This is a genomic window from Bradyrhizobium sp. S3.3.6, from assembly GCF_040546905.1.
Lineage (GTDB): Bacteria > Pseudomonadota > Alphaproteobacteria > Rhizobiales > Xanthobacteraceae > Bradyrhizobium > Bradyrhizobium cytisi.
The window spans coordinates 66,933-83,458 of the sequence record NZ_JBEPOT010000014.1 but is presented as its reverse complement, the minus strand read 5'-3'; the positions used below and the strand labels follow the sequence as shown (position 1 = coordinate 83,458).

The 16,526-nt window shown below is 58.4% G+C and carries 14 protein-coding genes and 1 pseudogene; 8 read left to right on the top strand and 7 right to left on the bottom strand.

Annotated features, from left to right (window positions below; all coding sequences use genetic code 11):
* Window position 1 precedes the first annotated feature (1 nt).
* The 3 genes from hisF (at window position 2) to coaA (ending at window position 2,168) form a co-directional block, all read left to right on the top strand.
* Complete coding sequence (gene hisF, locus ABID59_RS31035; RefSeq protein ID WP_148752731.1) at window positions 2–778, top strand: imidazole glycerol phosphate synthase subunit HisF; 777 nt, start codon at window positions 2–4, stop codon at window positions 776–778.
* Between the two features lie 78 nt (window positions 779–856).
* Complete coding sequence (locus tag ABID59_RS31030; RefSeq protein WP_148752730.1) at window positions 857–1,183, top strand: phosphoribosyl-ATP diphosphatase; 327 nt, start codon at window positions 857–859, stop codon at window positions 1,181–1,183.
* 28 nt (window positions 1,184–1,211) lie between these two features.
* A complete protein-coding gene (gene coaA / locus ABID59_RS31025; RefSeq protein ID WP_148752729.1) occupies window positions 1,212–2,168 on the top strand; it encodes a type I pantothenate kinase in 957 nt (318 codons plus the stop codon).
* A gap of 104 nt (window positions 2,169–2,272) precedes the next feature.
* On the opposite strand, the gene ABID59_RS31020 is transcribed toward coaA, so the two are convergent.
* The 3 genes and pseudogenes from ABID59_RS31020 to ABID59_RS31010 form a co-directional block, all read right to left on the bottom strand.
* Window positions 2,273–4,498 carry an ATP-binding protein gene (locus tag ABID59_RS31020; protein ID WP_354085902.1) on the bottom strand — a complete coding sequence of 742 codons (2,226 nt, stop codon included), beginning with the start codon at window positions 4,496–4,498 and terminating at the stop codon, window positions 2,273–2,275.
* 124 nt (window positions 4,499–4,622) lie between these two features.
* Entirely contained in the window at window positions 4,623–5,093 is a 471-nt protein-coding gene (locus ABID59_RS31015; protein WP_354085901.1) for a hypothetical protein, read from the bottom strand.
* A 95-nt stretch (window positions 5,094–5,188) separates the two neighbouring features.
* A pseudogene (locus ABID59_RS31010) lies at window positions 5,189–6,097 on the bottom strand (YifB family Mg chelatase-like AAA ATPase); the annotation flags it as partial.
* 78 nt (window positions 6,098–6,175) lie between these two features.
* Here ABID59_RS31010 and ABID59_RS31005 point away from each other — a divergent pair.
* Window positions 6,176–7,900: a recombinase family protein gene (locus tag ABID59_RS31005; protein ID WP_354085900.1), complete on the top strand. Its 1,725-nt coding sequence runs from the start codon at window positions 6,176–6,178 to the stop codon at window positions 7,898–7,900.
* 401 nt (window positions 7,901–8,301) lie between these two features.
* On the opposite strand, the gene ABID59_RS31000 is transcribed toward ABID59_RS31005, so the two are convergent.
* From ABID59_RS31000 to ABID59_RS30990, 3 genes are all read right to left on the bottom strand, one after another.
* Window positions 8,302–9,024 (bottom strand): hypothetical protein, encoded by a 723-nt coding sequence (locus ABID59_RS31000; protein ID WP_354085899.1) that lies wholly within the window; start codon window positions 9,022–9,024, stop codon window positions 8,302–8,304.
* 182 nt (window positions 9,025–9,206) lie between these two features.
* A complete protein-coding gene (locus tag ABID59_RS30995; RefSeq protein WP_354085898.1) occupies window positions 9,207–9,866 on the bottom strand; it encodes a hypothetical protein in 660 nt (219 codons plus the stop codon).
* Entirely contained in the window at window positions 9,863–10,564 is a 702-nt protein-coding gene (locus ABID59_RS30990) for an HNH endonuclease (protein ID WP_354085897.1), read from the bottom strand. The genes ABID59_RS30995 and ABID59_RS30990 overlap by 4 nt, the downstream gene beginning before the upstream one ends.
* A 428-nt stretch (window positions 10,565–10,992) precedes the next feature.
* On the opposite strand from ABID59_RS30990, the gene ABID59_RS30985 reads away from it, so the two are divergent.
* From ABID59_RS30985 to ribA, 4 genes are read left to right on the top strand one after another with little or no spacing between them, the layout of a single operon-like run.
* A complete protein-coding gene (locus ABID59_RS30985; protein WP_354085896.1) occupies window positions 10,993–13,428 on the top strand; it encodes a DUF8426 domain-containing protein in 2,436 nt (811 codons plus the stop codon).
* Window positions 13,425–14,756 carry an McrC family protein gene (locus ABID59_RS30980; RefSeq protein WP_354085895.1) on the top strand — a complete coding sequence of 444 codons (1,332 nt, stop codon included), beginning with the start codon at window positions 13,425–13,427 and terminating at the stop codon, window positions 14,754–14,756. The genes ABID59_RS30985 and ABID59_RS30980 overlap by 4 nt, the downstream gene beginning before the upstream one ends.
* A gap of 5 nt (window positions 14,757–14,761) precedes the next feature.
* Window positions 14,762–15,283 carry a DUF4231 domain-containing protein gene (locus ABID59_RS30975; RefSeq protein WP_354085894.1) on the top strand — a complete coding sequence of 174 codons (522 nt, stop codon included), beginning with the start codon at window positions 14,762–14,764 and terminating at the stop codon, window positions 15,281–15,283.
* Window positions 15,273–15,881: a GTP cyclohydrolase II RibA gene (gene ribA, locus ABID59_RS30970; protein WP_354085893.1), complete on the top strand. Its 609-nt coding sequence runs from the start codon at window positions 15,273–15,275 to the stop codon at window positions 15,879–15,881. The genes ABID59_RS30975 and ribA overlap by 11 nt, the downstream gene beginning before the upstream one ends.
* A gap of 2 nt (window positions 15,882–15,883) precedes the next feature.
* On the opposite strand, the gene ABID59_RS30965 is transcribed toward ribA, so the two are convergent.
* Window positions 15,884–16,513 (bottom strand): recombinase family protein, encoded by a 630-nt coding sequence (locus ABID59_RS30965; RefSeq protein WP_354085892.1) that lies wholly within the window; start codon window positions 16,511–16,513, stop codon window positions 15,884–15,886.
* Between the last annotated feature and the right edge of the window lie 13 nt (window positions 16,514–16,526).

Here is a 16,526-nt window from a genome sequence, read left to right as displayed (position 1 = left end):
CATGTTCAAGGTGCGCGTGATCCCCTGCCTCGACGTCAAGGACGGCCGCGTCGTCAAGGGCGTCAACTTCGTCGATCTGCGTGATGCCGGCGACCCCGTCGAAGCGGCGATCGCCTATGACGCCGCCGGCGCCGACGAGCTCACGTTCCTCGACATCACCGCGACCCATGAAAACCGCGGCATCATGCTGGACGTGGTCCGCCGCACGGCGGAAGCCTGCTTCATGCCGGTCACCGTCGGCGGCGGCGTCCGTGAGGTCAACGACATCAAGACGCTGCTGCGCGCCGGCGCCGACAAGGTCTCGATCAACAGCGCCGCAGTGTCGCGGCGCGAGTTCGTCAAGGAAGCCGCCGAAAAGTTCGGCGAGCAGTGCGTCGTGGTCGCGATCGACGCCAAGCGGGTCAAGCGCGCCGGCGGCGGCGAGCGCTGGGAGATATTCACCCATGGCGGCCGCAACTCGACCGGTATCGACGCCATCGAATATGCCCAGGAAGTGGTCTCGCTCGGCGCTGGTGAAATTCTGCTCACCTCGATGGACCGTGACGGCACCAGGCAGGGTTTTGATATTCCGCTGACCCGGGCCATTGCCGACAGCGTTCCCGTTCCCGTGATCGCCTCCGGCGGCGTCGGCAATCTCGACCACCTCGTCGATGGCATCCGCGACGGGCGTGCCACCGCCGTACTGGCCGCCTCGATCTTCCACTTCGGGGAATTCACCATCCGCGAAGCCAAGGAGCACATGGCCCGGCGCGGACTACCCATGCGGCTGGATGCCTGACGACTTCCGTTCATAAAAGTGCTACATCAACCGGCGGGACTGGCCCAACCGGCCAGACGCGCGTTTCGAGTATTCAGTATGCCGCGTTTCACGATCCACGATCTCGCCGTAACCATCGATGCCCGCGCGGCCTCCGGTGGGGAGGGCTCCTATACCCGCAAGCTCCTCGACAAGGGCGCCGAACATTGCGCCAAGAAGTTCGGTGAGGAAGCAGTCGAAACCGTAATCGCAGCAGTCGAAAACGATCGCGATCATCTGATCGCCGAGGGTGCCGACCTGCTCTATCACTTCCTTGTGCTGCTCAAGGCGCGCGGCGTAAAACTGGAAGAGGTGGAGGCGGCGCTGGACAAGCGTACGAACATGTCCGGGCTGGAAGAGAAAGCGTCTCGCAAGAGCGGCAGCTAGCCAAGTTCTTTACGGAGAAGGTCGCGTCATGGATATCCGCGCACCCGAGCAGCAATATAATCCATACCGCGTCTATTCGCGCGAAGAATGGGCGCGGCTGCGCGACGACACGCCGATGACGCTGGAGCCGGGCGAGTTCGACCGGCTGCGCTCGCTGCACGATCGCCTCGATCTCAAGGAAGTCGAGGACATTTATCTGCCGCTGTCGCGGCTGCTCTCGATCTATGTCGATGCGATGCAGCGCCTGTACTACGCGGAGCGCCAGTTCCTCAACATCCGCGACCGCAAGGTCCCATACATCATCGGCGTCGCCGGCTCGGTTGCGGTCGGTAAATCCACCACGGCCCGCGTGCTCCAGGCCTTGTTGGCGCGCTGGTCGCCGCGTCCGAAGGTCGACCTGATCACCACCGACGGATTCCTTTACCCGAAGGCCCTGCTCGAGCAGCAAGGCATTCTGCAGAAGAAGGGCTTTCCGGAGAGCTACGACCTGCCGCTGCTGCTCAACTTCCTGTCCGACATCAAGTCGGGCCGCCGCCACGTGCGCTCGCCGGTCTATTCGCATCTGACCTACGACATCGTGCCGAACGAATGGGCCGAGATCGACCAGCCCGACATCCTGATCGTCGAGGGCGTCAACGTGCTGCAGACCGGCAAGCTGCCGCGCGACGGCAAGGCGGTGCCCGTGGTCTCCGACTTCTTCGACTTCTCGGTCTATATCGACGCCGACGAGGCGGCGCTGCGGCGCTGGTACATCAAGCGCTTCCTGGCGCTGCGCGACACCGCGTTCACCAATCCAAAATCCTACTTCAACCGCTATGCGCTCCTGTCGGACGAGGAGGCCACCGCCACCGCCACCGCGATCTGGGAACGCACCAACCTCGCCAATCTCGAGGACAACATTTTGCCGACCCGCCCCCGCGCGACGCTGATCCTGAAGAAGGCCGCGGATCACGCGGTGGAGAGCGTGGCGCTGAGAAGGCTGTAGGCAACACACTCGTCATTGCGAGCGCAGCGAAGCAATCCAGAATCTTTCCGCGGTGAGAGTCTGGATTGCTTCGCTCCGCTCGCAATGACGGCGGAGAGACCTCCCTACACCACCAGACGCCGTGATGCCGCCAGCCCGGCCAGCGCCTCGTCCAGCTTCTCCCGATCGAGCGGCTTGATGAGAAACCCGTTCATGCCCGCCTCGAAGCAGGCGTAGCGATCTTCCACCAGCGTGTTCGCGGTCAGCGCGAGGATCGGCGTGTGGTGGCCGCCGGTGGCGGCCTCATGGGCGCGGATGCGTTTGGTTGCTTCGATGCCGTCGAGCTGCGGCATCTGGATGTCCATCACAACCAGATCATAGGGCGTACCGGCGGAGCTGGCCGCGAGCCAGGATTCCAGCGCGGCCTCGCCATGGACCGCGATGACGACGCGGTGACCGAGTTTTGTGAGAAGCGATCGCATCAAGAGCGCGTTGATCTCGTTGTCCTCGGCGACAAGGATCGAGAGGCCGTTGGCAGGCGTTGTGACCGCGGCCGGCTCGACAGGCTCGGGCGCGAGATCGGGCGAGGCGACTTCCGGCGTCAGCGCGAGACGCGCGGCGAGGGAGGCTGCGCGCAGTGGCTTGACGAGGAAGCCGGTGAAGGCCGGCGAAAGTTTGTCATGACGCGAGCTCGGCGTCAGCAGCACGAGCCGCTGCGTCGCATGAGCGCGGGCGACTTCGCCCAGGCGATCGGCAACAGCCGGACCGAGCGCACGATCGACCACCACGGCATGCCATGGGCGTTCCGGCAGCAGCGCTTCGGCCACAGCCGCATCCGCGACCAGGCAGGTCTGGCCGCCCCAGCGCTCCAGCCGCCGTGCGATCAGAGACGCCTCGATGCCGTCGGCCACCAGCAGGATCGACTTGCCGGCGAGGTCCGGGCTCGGAAACGCGGTCTGTCCGGTGTTTCCATGCGACGGCGCGAGCGGGATTGCGACCTCGAAGGTCGAGCCCTGAGCCGGTGCGCTCTCCAGCGTGATGCGACCGCCCATGCGCTTGATGATGCGCTCGCTGATGGCAAGGCCAAGCCCGGTGCCGCCATAGGTGCGGGCGACACGGTCGTCGGCCTGCTCGAATTCGCGGAAGATGCGCGACTGTGCTTCTGGCACGATGCCAATGCCGGTATCGCGGACCAGAAAGCTGATCTCGTTCGGCCAGATGCCGGGCTCGACGATCAGCGCAACGCCGCCGCTTGCGGTGAATTTGATGGCGTTGCCGGCGAGATTGAGCAGCACCTGGCGCAGCCGCGCGGCATCGCCAATGACTTCCAGCGGAAGGCGCTCGTCGACATAGGCCGCGATCTCGAGGTTTTTCGCCTGCGCGCGCGGTGCCAGCAGCTCGGTGACCTCCTCGATCAAGGTCGAGAGCGCAAAGGGACGCTGGTCGAGATCGAGCTTGCCGGCCTCGATCTTGGAATAGTCGAGCAGCTCCTCGATCAGCGCCATCAGCGCTTCGCCCGAGGTTTTCACGGCCCTGGCGTAGGTCGTCTGCTCCGGCGTCAGCGTGGTGTCGAGCAACAGCCCGCCCATGCCGATGATGCCGTTCAGGGGGGTACGGATCTCGTGCGAGGCCATCGCGAGGAAGCGCGACTTGGCGCGGTTGGCGGCGTTGGCCTGGTCGCGGGCATCCGACAGCGCGCGTTCGGTCTCGGTGCGGTCGGTGACGTCGCGGCCGACACTCTGCAGTTCGGCGGGCTGGCCGGCATCGAGCCGCACGAATCCTTCGCGCCAGGCGATCCAGCGCGCGCCGAGCGGGGTGGAGATTCTCTGGTCGTGGATGCGCGTGCCGTTGCTCTCGCGCGCGCTGTCGCCCTGCTCCAGCATGTCGAAATCGAACCGCGTGCCGACCAGCGCACTGCGCGCCTGCCCGGCCAGCGCGCAATAGGCGTCGTTGGCAAAGGTGATGCGGCCCTGATGGTCGCGCAGCACGATCAGATCGCCCTGCGATTCGAACAGGCTGCGGGCGCGCTCTTCGGCTTCCTTCAGCTCCCAATTGCGGTCGATCAGCGCCTCGTTGTGGGCGGCGAGCTTGCGCATCCGCTTGTTGACGAAGCGCAGCCGCATGCTGAGCGTCGCGAGACCGAGACAGGCCAGCGCAAACAGGAAGCTCGCGCCGATCGCAAAGGTGTTGGGATCGTAGCCGGAATTCGGCGCGCGGCTGCCGGTGACGAAGCCATAGGCGCCGCCGAACGTCGCCGAGAAGATCGTGAAGGAGCGGATCGCGAAGGCAATTCGGGGGTGCTGTCGCCTGAAGCGGCGCATGCGCACCTTGATCCGGAACGTCCGACCCATTGCCACCGACCCCGACTCTTGTCCGAAACCCGCCACCGCCGCTTGCGACGATGTCTCGCCGACCTTGCGAACAGCTTGAGGCTTTGCGGCGAGCTCCAAACAGGGTTGACGAGGTATTAACGCTTCAGAGCGAAGCGGCCTGGAGGGGGAGCGGGTGGGGGCCATGAGCGCCGACGATCAGGGCTGCGGCCTCCTTCTGCGTAAATGTCTTCGAACGGACGTAAACACGGAAGTCAGCGGGACCATCTGCGGAGAGATAAATGACCGGGCCGTCATCGACCGGCTGCGCGGCAATCGTGATGAGGCGCGTCGCCGGATTGGCCTGGCAAGCGCTCGGCTCGTCGCTCGCGCCGTCGTCCACGACTGCGAAGTCGGCGGCATCCGCATCGTCGGTGATCTGGACCCGCACCGTGGCCCGCGACACATCGTCGGTGAAGGCGACATGGACGCCGGCCGTCCAGAACAGGGATGTCAGCTCGACCGAGGTGTCGCCGAGGGCGATGCAGGGATGCGAGACCGATCCGATCTCGTTGCGGGCGAACACCGCAGCCGCCAACAGGGGAACCACCGAGGCCAGGATCTTGAAACGCAACATGACGCTCTACTCGCCGGGCCCGGACTGGACTTGTGGGCCTATGGTTTGCAGAGCGTAAAGGAAACTCGTTACCGCCGGGTTGATGTGCTGCGCGATCACGGCATCTGGCGCACATCCTCCGCGAGTGCGCGGTAGGACAGCGCTTCGGCGAGATGCAGCCGGCCGATCTTGTCGGCGCCGTCGAGGTCGGCGAGCGTGCGGGCCACCCGCAGCACGCGGTGATAGCCGCGCGCCGACAGCCGCATGGTCTCGGCCGCATCGCGCAGCAGCTTCTGGCCCTGTGCGTCCGGCTTGGCGATGTCCTCCAGAACGGACGCCGGCGCCTCGGCATTGGTGCGGACCTGCGGCAGGCCGGCATCGGCGTAGCGTTTGAGCTGGATGTCGCGCGCCGCCGCCACGCGCGCGGCGACTTCGGCGGAGCCTTCCGCCGCCGGCGGCAGGATCAGATCGGCCGCGGTCACGGCGGGGACCTCGATGCGCAGATCGATGCGGTCCATCAGCGGACCGGAGATGCGCGCCTGGTAATCGCCGGCGCAGCGATCGATGCGACCGCGCTTGCAGGAATAGCCCGGCTCGAACGCATGGCCGCAGCGGCAGGGGTTCATCGCTGCGATCAGCATGAAGCGCGCGGGGTAAGTCACGCGGTGGTTGGCGCGGGAGACCGAGACCTCGCCGTTCTCCAGCGGCTGGCGCAGCGAATCCAGCACGCGCGGATCGAACTCGGGCAGCTCGTCGAGGAATAGCACGCCCTGATGCGCCAGCGAGATCTCGCCAGGCTTTGCGCGCGCGCCGCCGCCGGTCAGCGCGGCCATGCTGGCGGAATGATGTGGCGAGCGAAACGGCCGCTGCGATGTCAGCGCGCCGCCCTCGATCTCGCCGGCGACGGAGGCGATCATCGAGACCTCGAGCAATTCGCCCGGCGACAGCGGCGGCAGGATCGAGGGCAGGCGCGCCGCCAGCATCGATTTGCCGGCACCGGGCGCGCCGATCATCAAGATGAGGTGGCTAATTGATCTAGGATTAAAAGGACATCACTTAAGGATATGGTGGATAATTAAATAACCAAATGTTAATGAGACCAGATGGTTATAGCTCACCCGCCGGTCCGCCCGAAAGCCTTCTCCTACGTCCGCATGTCCACCGACCTTCAGCTGAAGGGCGATAGCCTTCGCCGTCAGCGTGAAGCCTCCCGGAAATACGCCGAACGGCACGACTTGGAGCTGGTCGAGGACGATCGTTGGCATGACATCGGTGTCTCGGCCTACTCCGGCAAAAATATCGCATCAGGAAGGTTCGGAGAGTTCTTGGAAGCTGTTCGGGCGGGCGAGATCGAGAAGGGCTCATACCTGCTTCTCGAATCGTTTGACCGGATGAGTCGCCAAGAGCCGATAGTAGCCCTGAAGCCATTCATGGAGATCGTCGAAGCCGGCTTGATTCTGGTCACGCTGGACGATGAGCGCGTCTTCACGGGCAAGATCACCTTTGAAGACCTGATCATTTCGATCGCCAAGATGAGCCGGGCGAACGAGGAGTCAGCCCGGAAGAGTGATCGCCTGTCCCAAGCCTGGAAGGCAAAACGGGCCGTCATCGGTCAGAAGAAGCTGACCGCAAGGTGTCCAAGCTGGCTGCGCCTGACCCCGGATCGGATGGGCTTTGAGGTGGTGGAGGACCATGCTGCCGTGGTCCGTCGGATTTTCGATGAGGCTGCATCTGGAATCGGTACGTTCACGATCGTTCGCCGGTTGAACGAAGAAGCCATCCCGACATTCACCAGCAAAGGAGGGTGGCAGAACTCGACCGTCAACAAGATCTTGAGTAGTGCAGCGGCGATCGGAACGTTCCAGCCCAACCGCATGGAAGGTGGAAAACGGACTCCTGACGGCGATCCGATTCGCAACTATTTCCCCCGAATCGTGCCTCAGCCTGTTTTCGAAGCGGCGCAGCGCGGTCGGCTCGAGCGCAAGACCAAGCCTGATAAGGAAACAGGGAAGAAGGGCAGCGGCGGCTCAAAAGGGAAGCACTTCACCAACCTGTTTTCGAAGTTGGCGGTCTGTGACTACTGCGGCAGGCCGATGCATTTTCAAAACAAAGGCACGCCGCCCAAGGGGCAGTCGTACCTCGTGTGCTCGAATGCACTCCGGAATATCGGATGCGAAATGACCGGACGCTGGCGGTATGACCAGTTCGAGTCGACGTTCTTGTCGTTCGTCGAGCAGCTTGATCTGGCATCGCTCGTCTCGTCGAGTGAGCATTCGTTAAAGCGCAATGAGGTGGCGTTTCACCTTGATGCTGCCGTGGGCAAAGTGAGACTGCTGGAGGACGAGCAGCGCAAGGCTTACGAGATCGGCCTGAAAATGGCGGATTTTGACAGCGCGTTCATTGCCGAGCGGATCAAGAAGGCTGAACTGGAGCTGGTCGCAGCGAAGAAGCAGGAGAAGCAACTTCGCCACGAGATTTCGGTGCTCGACCAGACGGCACTGACGTATTACCGGCACCCCGACCAGGTTGCGGGGCTGATCGAGCGCGTGAGGGCCGCCAGAGGTGGAGATGTCTACAAGCTCCGCGCCCAGATCGCGTCGAGGCTGCAATCGTTGATCAGCGAGCTACGCCTGACTGTTGACCCTGACACCCAGCGTTTTGAGGTAGTCTTCCGAGATGGTCAGGGCATGACACTGTTCGTCGATCCTGAAGATCCAGCGAAGTTCATCCAGAAGGTCAGTGGGAGGGCGCCGGATTTCGACGTACTTTCCACCGATGGCACCGTTCGTCAACTGCCGGCCGAAGAAGAAGCCGAGGATGGCCTCTAGCCACTGAGCAAGTTACCCTGCAAATTTCGTCTCGAACGTAATGGGGTTTCTCAGCCTCCGTCGTAGCGCATTGTTGCACTATCGATCACAGGGACATGCAATTCACGGATTGCATCTGCAAGCATTGCCGCGACACGGGGCGTGAGACGCGACTGACGTGCCGCACGTTCATCCCACCAAATGATGACCAGTTAGCCACCCGGAAGCTTAGACCTCGTTCGTAGGCTAGAGGATATTGTCTCCCTACCGCCCACTCCTCATGCATCTTGGGCTGCGGTAGCGACAGTACCTGGGTGCACTGCCTTCCTTCGGCACGTCGGCGGATGGAAGCCGCCGCGCGACCGCGGTTTCCAATGCACCGGCTGTTTCAAATGTCGACCGATCAACCTGGGTGACCTCGATCAATTCGCATGCTTGTCAATGTAGTCCAGCACGCTTTCCCTTGAGGAGTGAAAGTCCGAGCGCGTGCCACTAAGGCTCTCATCCGCGAGCGAGTGCTCTCGCTTTAGGTGCCGGCTGTTCGGATCAATCTTCTCGAAGATTGCGTTAGCCATTACCTGGCGCTCCCATTCAACATAGGTAGCTAGAGTGTGATCGAAAACGTGGCTGATCTTGTCACCCGCGATGACGGGCAGACCTCTGCTGCCTGTTTTGGTCCTGCCGTAAACATCGAAAACAAAATGACGGAAGCTCGCTCCTGACAGGCCCACGTGGGAGGTGATCGTCGGTGTGTTCGCGGGGTCCATGTAGAGCTTGTTCTTGCGACGGACGTCAGCCTTGCTGCTACCATCTTGGTTGGCCCACACTCTTTTGGCTTCGACCGCGAGGACAACACCTATCTGCGGATTCCACGCTAGATTGTCGATCTCATGAATCGAACTGGCAATCGTGATGCGCTCTCGCGCGCGGGCAGTCCAGCCGGGCACTCTGTTTATCCAGTCGGCAAGATGATCTTCGATGCGCTGACCGTGCCAAATCGCGATGCCCTGTTTTTGACTGGCAAGAGCCACTGCTGGGTGATTCCCGAGAAGCACGTCCGGGTTCGTCGGCTGCGACAGGAAGCGGTTGATTTCACCCCGGAGTTCGTTCGCTGTTTTGGCTAACTCTTGCGCCGTGAAACTCATTTGCGTGCTCGTGTAGCTTTCGTCTCTCGGAAATTAGTCAGCGCTCCTCCTGAGCCAGCGCAGCGAAGATATGCAGCTGAGAATCGGAGGCGCCGGTCGACCGAACGTACGTCTAGCGAGGTGGCGTTGCTAAAAGCTTGGTGCGCAGATGGCGTTGATGCTTCGGAGCTTAAGTGCACACCTCACCTGTGAGGGTACGGGTTCTGCTTCGAGAGGGATTCCGGCGCCAATGACCAGCGGAACGTAGTCAGCTTCCCTAGCCCCAATTTCGGGTTGCTATATTGGCCTGGCCGCAGAAGCCACGTAACCCCGAGTGCCAAAGGAGCACTGGAGTCGACCTTAGACACCCACATGTCGGTTTTGCAAGATCCGGAAACGTATCTAGCGTTCTTGGTCAGAAACTCGTTCTCAAGCTGATCAAAAAATTCCTTCGGCAGATAGCAGGCGACGAACCACTCGTTAGGAAGCCCCACCTCTTGATTAACTTCGTTGTAGCCTACGTTGAGGGTCCACGGGCCTCGGTCTGGCTTGTCCGAAGCGGCTTCTATTGAGCAGGTTAGTTCATGAGCCGTGTTCGTGGTGTCGGTCGCGATCGATATGCGATCACGGTCGATATTAGCCGTCCCAAACAGGATTGTTCGTGGTTCGATAGGCTCTCCATCCAACCGAAACTTCCGTTCTGACCGCGTTAGCTCTGCACTCAGATACAGCCAGCGCGACGTGGTTACGAAAGCTTCTGTGATGTGTCGATGCTCCGGATTACGCCGGGATTCACGCGTGTCGTCCATGTAAATGCCGCCTGCTTCAGTATGCCAAGACAACGCCAGCTCGGCAACTTTCAATCGGATCCCTTAAACCGAAGCGCCTTTGCAAAGTTTTTTACAGACGAAAGCGGCTTGGTCCGGTGGAGGATACGATGGCAGTTAGCGCATAAAATTGCCAAGTCCTTCAGGTAAGTTTCGCGTGAACCGTTGGCGATCGGTTTTCGATGATGAATCTCATAGCCAGCCAAGCCGTGTTTTCCATACTGCTTTACAAGGTCACCTGAACACACCTCGCACCGGATGGACCCCGTCAACCCTAATTCACTGAGCAGTTTTTCCTGCCTAAGAGCGGCGCTTCGTTCCCTCGCGAGGTGAGTTTTCAACTGAGCATCACCTTCATCGGAGCTTATAGATTGAGCGCTTGAGTCACTGCGAAACTCAGCAACTGCGTATCCTTGCTGAAATTCGTCGTCGTCGCCCTCATCCTTCCAAAGAACCTTGGGAACTCCCGACCTAGTGCTACTGACGAACTCGAATCTCATTTGCCCAAGGTAAAACTCTTGTTCGGCATTCCAGGCGGAGTGTCCCCCCGCGTAGTCGAACGTAACGGACTTGCCTTTTACCGTGACCGAGCATCGTCCAATCCGTATCCATCCATTTGGCCCGACAATCGCATGTTCCAACTGAGAGTTGACTCCAGGGGTGCGTATGCATTCGTCCGGCAAATGATCATCGTAGCCTCTGCTGTCACCCTCGAGCCATTTGACGATGATCATCCGAATATTCCCCCTGCCGACTTGTCAGGCATTCGCCCAGTTGCACAAGCCGGTTAATCTAACCATGAACGCGCATCGACTGCTGAGACCCGCAGATGCAATCATCCCGCTTTTTCCACAGGCATCAGACGGTTTGGGAGCATAGGGAGGTACCAAAAGGTCGAAGTTCGCAGGCAAAGCCGCGGGAAATAAAGATTCCCAAACAGGTCACTCAGAGACCTTAAATTCCCCCGGCGGGAAAATCGCGCTCTCGCGGAGTCTACAGGTGCCGCCGATCAGACGCCAAAGTGGGCAGCGGCTACGATGTCATTCGCCCAAGACTTTGCCGGCCATCTACGAGGAAAGTATGGATTGCTCCTAACTGATTGATCTAGCATAGGTAGAGCCGCCGCTAATGAACCACGTCGGCTTCGCAAATGGGGGGATTGATGGCTGCAAGTGAGGAGGCGCTTCGCATCAAGCTAACGCGAGGCGCTATCGATAATGGGTACATACGTGTGCCCTCCGACCAACAGCTTTTTCCCAATCGATTCATTGCCGCTCCAGATGGCGAGCCGGAGGAGAGATTTAGTCTGGTACTCCCGGACGGAAAAGCGTTTCGGACTTGTGTCCTAGGGAAATATAGCCGGCTCCAACTCCGATTTGCGCCTACATTCAAAGAGATCGGCGTACACCCCGGCGACTTCGCGGTTCTCGATCGCGATCCGACCAGCCCTGATCGGTATCTTCTCACGATCGAACGTGACCCGACGCGCGACAACTCGTCTTCTCTCCCGGTAATAGTCGAGGACAACGTAGTGATGCCTGATCTTAACCGGATTTTTTATGGTCCTCCTGGCACAGGTAAGACCTACGCAACTATTGCTGCAGCTGTCGAGGTGCTTGACCCCGAATTCTTGTCAGAGAACCGCGATGATCGCGAAGTGCTCAAGGGTCGATTCGACCAGCTTGTTGCAGCTGGCGACGTCCGTTTCGTGACTTTTCATCAGAGTTTCAGCTACGAGGATTTCGTAGAGGGACTACGAGCTGAGAACGACGAGAATGGGCAGCTTCGATACGAAATCGTGGATGGAGTCTTCAAGAACCTGTGCACTGCCGCGACTGCAAGGGTGACCGAGCGGCGCGAGGCACCGGTTGATCTGGAGCACCGTCGTATTTGGAAGATGTCTCTCGGCAATTGGCTAGGAGATGACGCATATATTTTTGATGAATGCATCGCGAATGGCTACGCGCTGCTCGGTTACGGTGGAACGACCGACTTCAGCGATTGCAAAGATCGGGAGGAGGTTTTCAACCGCTTCATTGAAAGTGGTGAGTCCGTCACGCGAGATTCTTACCCGGTTTCAGCAGTAAATACCTTTCTGTTTAAGATCAGTGATGGGGATCTTCTAGTCGTAACAGAAGGAAACTCAAAATTCCGGGCAATCGGGCAGGTGATAGGCGATTATCGACGAGTCGATCGGAAGGAACAGAACGATTCTTACGGCCAGTGTCGACCGGTGAAATGGTTGCGAGTGTACAAGCCCTCCCTTCCGCTCGAGCAGTTGATGAACAACCAGTTCAGCCAGATGACGCTCTACGAGCTACGCCCAGGGGCCATCGATATGAGCAAGCTGGCGGCTTTGCTGAATTCGCGTTCAGAGAGTCCCACGCAGAAGTTCAAGGTCGGCGAGCAATTTGGCACGGGGTACGAGGTCGTGTTCGCTTCTGCGGATCTTGTCGAGCTTGCAAAACCGAACGGCAACCGACTCCCAATCGGTATTGGGTTGCTCAAGACACTCGCCGATCATGTGAAGAAGGGCGAACTGACGCTCGATGACATCCGCGAAAAGCGCGTCTTTGATAAGCTATCAGACTCCAAATTGGAGCCGTATCTGGTTAACGGTTATAACAACATCCTTCCGCGATTAGTAGAACGATGTCTCTCCGGCGCAGCAGCGGCACCCGCTCCGAAGTCGAATGCCAAGGTCTTGATCATCGATGAGATCAATCGGGGAAACGTTTCGCGCATTTTCGGCGAGTTGATTACTCTTGTAGAACCCTCCAAGCGACAAGGCGCGCCTGAAGCACTCGAGGTGGTGCTACCGTATTCAAAAACGCGCTTTAGCGTTCCCTCCAACGTCTACCTGATCGCGACCATGAACACGGCCGACCGATCGCTTACAGGGCTTGATATAGCATTGAGGCGGCGTTTCTCGTTTGAAGAGATGGTCCCGCAGATCGAGCAACTTGCGGACATCGAGGTCGCAGGCCTCAACGTGAGTGAACTCTTGCAGGTGATGAATGATCGAATCGAAGTGCTCATGGACAGAGAGCACCGGTTGGGACACGCATACTTCCTAGATCTTTGCAGCCAACCGACAATCGAAGCGCTGGGCTCGATCTTCCGCCAAAAGATCATTCCGCTATTACAAGAATATTTCTTTGAAGATTGGACGAGGATTCAACTGGTCCTAAACGACCATCGCAAGAGCCGTGAGCATTGCTTCGTGGTGGAAGTTAAGGACGACCTTGAAGCCTTGTTCGGCGAAACAAGCGTACCCGGTCAGAGAGCGCGTTGGGAAATAAACGAGGAAGCGTTCGACCTGCCGGACGCGTACTTCGGGATTATCGATCATGCGCGCCAACCACTGTCTATACAGATAGAGCTGGAAGCACGGAGGGGCAACTTGACAGTCAAACAGCTATCGACGGGGTCCATTCAAGTTTGGGAAAGTGGCGCACTGCTGCCCGAGGCGAGACCATTTCTTTGGAAGCTGGCAACAGAGCTGGGACTTAAGAAACATTACTCCAGCGGAAAAGAATACAATACTAGATCGTTGGGTACAGCTGTCATTTCGGCGTTGAATGCGAGCGCAAGTTGAACGAATCGATTGTCGTTAGAGAGCATGCAAGGCTCACAACTGACGAACTCCCAGATCGGTCACTCGATTACGCGCGCGTCTCCACTTCAGCGTTTGAGTGGCTGTGCAGCCTCATGTCATTATTCAGGAAAGGCGGCGCTTCACTCGCGCATCTAGAAAATCGACGTTGTCTTAGACTGGATAACTACGTTGGCGTTCTCGAAACGCCCTGCGGTACGCGCCTCGAGGTTCTTCCAAAGCACTTTGAACTCGGTGACGACATCAATAAGAGCCGCCAGCTACTTCGACGGATGATATTGAGTGCGCTTGATCTACCCGTTAGGGAGGTTGGTCCAGCAGACCTCCAGCTGTTTGATGCCCCACTAAACGAATGGATTATTCAGCAGTTCCTTATTGCGCTAGATCACCTGGTGAAGCGAGGGGTGCGCTTCGACTATTGCCGAGTCGAGGAAGAGAAGATCTATTTGCGGGGGCAGCTTGATCTTGCGAAGCAGCTGCGGCAGCCGCTGAGTCGCCGGCATCATTTCCAGATTCGTCACGACGTCTTCTTGGCGGATATGCCCGAAAATCGATTGCTAAAGCTCGCGCTAGAGATTGCTTGTAAGACGACCCAAGAGCCACGCAATTGGCATCTCGGGCATGAGTTGCGCAACCTCCTGCATGAGATTCCTGCAAGCTCGAATGTGTGGAACGATTTCGAGCAATGGCGAGACGATCGATTGCTGGCCCGTTATCAACAGATCAAGCCATGGTGTGAACTGATACTGCGTCAGCAGACGCCGATGGCGTTAACTCACGAATGGCGCGGCATAAGCCTGTTGTTCCCGATGGAGAAGCTCTTTGAACGGTATGTCGGCTCAATTCTCAGAAAGGTTCTACTGAAAGAGGCATCACTGAAAGTACATGCAGCGTCACAGTACCTTTGTGAGCATGACGGCGGGAAAGTATTTCGTCTCGAGCCTGACTTCCTGGTCACGCACAGCAAGAAGCGCTGGGTGCTCGACGCAAAATGGAAACGGATTGATGCAGGCAATAAGAGAGATAGTTACGATTTACGGCAATCAGATTTTTATCAACTATTTGCGTATGGTCACAAGTATCTAGGAAATCAATCGGAGGGTGAGCTAGTTCTGATCTATCCGAAGCGACCCCAATTTATGCGGCCCCTACCACCGTTCGATTTTTCGAGCCAACTGAGACTTTGGGTGCTGCCAGTCGATTTGGAGCATGGCTGTATAGAGGGGATCCAAACAACCAATGTTCCCGTGACTCGTGGTCTCACAGCGTACGGAACGCGAGTGCCTGATGAACGAGTTCGGACGAGGTAGTGACGATGAGTCTATTTCGAAATGATAAGTCGATCCAAACGGACACCTACGCGAAAGCTCCTGACTATTACTCCGCAGTTCATGCAGGAATGAGGGAGAAGGCCGACCATAACAAGCACGAGTCGCAGATATCATTCTACGTGGTAATTTGCTTTACCCTGGCTGCTCCTCTCTTTGTTACACTTGGGGATGGTTGGCTTTGGGGCAAGCTGATTCCAGCGTGCCTTTCGGTCTTTTCGGCTGCAGCGACAGCGTGGCTTCAGCTTAGGAAGCCGCAGCGACTTTGGTCGATATATAGACGAGCGCAAAGAGAGTTGGAGCGTGAGAAGGCAGCGTACGACTTTGGCCTTCATAGCTATTCGGATGGCGATCCCGATCAAAGAAACAAACGTCTGGCAATGAAGACCTCGGAAATTGCGTTTCACGTGCACGAGCAATGGGAAGGTCTTGTACCCGAACCGGATGCGTTGCTCGCCAAAACGCCGTCCCTGCCGCTGGGCGAAGCAGGAATCCCCAATGCAAAGTGAGCCACGGATTGCCCACTCGCCACTTCGCACGCGATACGGCGACTTCACGCTTTATGTCTTCTCATGGTCTGATAACGAACAAGACAATGTCCTCGCGCTTTTGAGCGATAGAAAGGTCGATCGCCCATTAGTGCGGATACAGAGCGCTTGCTACACGGGCGAGATATTCGAAAGTGTCGACTGCGATTGCCACTGGCAACTTGAGACCAGCTTGAGAAGGATCAAAAGCGAAGGTGGAGTATTCGTCTACATGCTTCAGGATGGGCGTGGTGCGGGCTTGCTCGCGAAGGTTCGGGGCATGGCACTTTCAGCAACCGAAGGCATCGACACCGCCGACGCTTACAAGAGGCTTGGAGTGGCTCCCGATCCACGGGATTATAAACAGGCGGCATACGTACTAAAGCACCTAGGGATTACGGCAGTTCGCCTGCTAACCAACAATCCGCGTAAGGTAGCCGGACTGACCAACCAAGGTGTTACGGTCGAGAGAGTTCGGCTCGAAAGCGAGCCAACGGAACAAAATCGAGGGTATCTAAAGTCGAAAGCTCTTAAGCTCGGGCACATGATGCGAGCTTTCGGAACCGATTCTAAAGCCTAGATCTATGCTCCTCGTTTCAGATAATTCTTGACCGTCTGGGGGTAAAACTTCCGTCCATTGACCGTCGTAATTCGCGCTTCATTTAGATGCCGCGCAATCTCGCTGTAAGACCGTCGCAATAGATCCTCATCCAGTTTGGCCCTAAGTTGAGCTGCGAATTCGTCAGCGGCCTTGCGATTCTTCGCGGCCAAATTCCGTCCGTTTGAGCCAAGAATTTTGCCCCGACGTTTTGCTTCTGCCAATGCTGCTTTCGTTCGCTCGGAAATCAGCCGGCGTTCTTCCTGGGCGAGGGCGGCGAATATGTGCAGCTGAAAGTCCGTGGCGTTGGGCATTTCGGCACAGACCAAGCCGATACCTTGCTCCAGAATGCTGGCGATAAAACTGACGCGGCGTGAAAAGCGATCAAGACGGGCGATGACGATCTTCGCGTTCTCGCGCTTCGCAAGCTGTATGGCTCGCTGCAATTCTACGCGGGTATCGTCCCTTCCCGATTGAACGTCACAGAACTCGGCGATCAGCATTCCGGCTCCTGCGACGAAATCGGAAATCTTGCGCTGTTGTGCAGCAAGTCCAAGGCCTGACTTGCCCTGGCGCTGAGTAGAAACTCGAAAATAGGAGATGAACTTCGTCATGAGACCCGTGCCG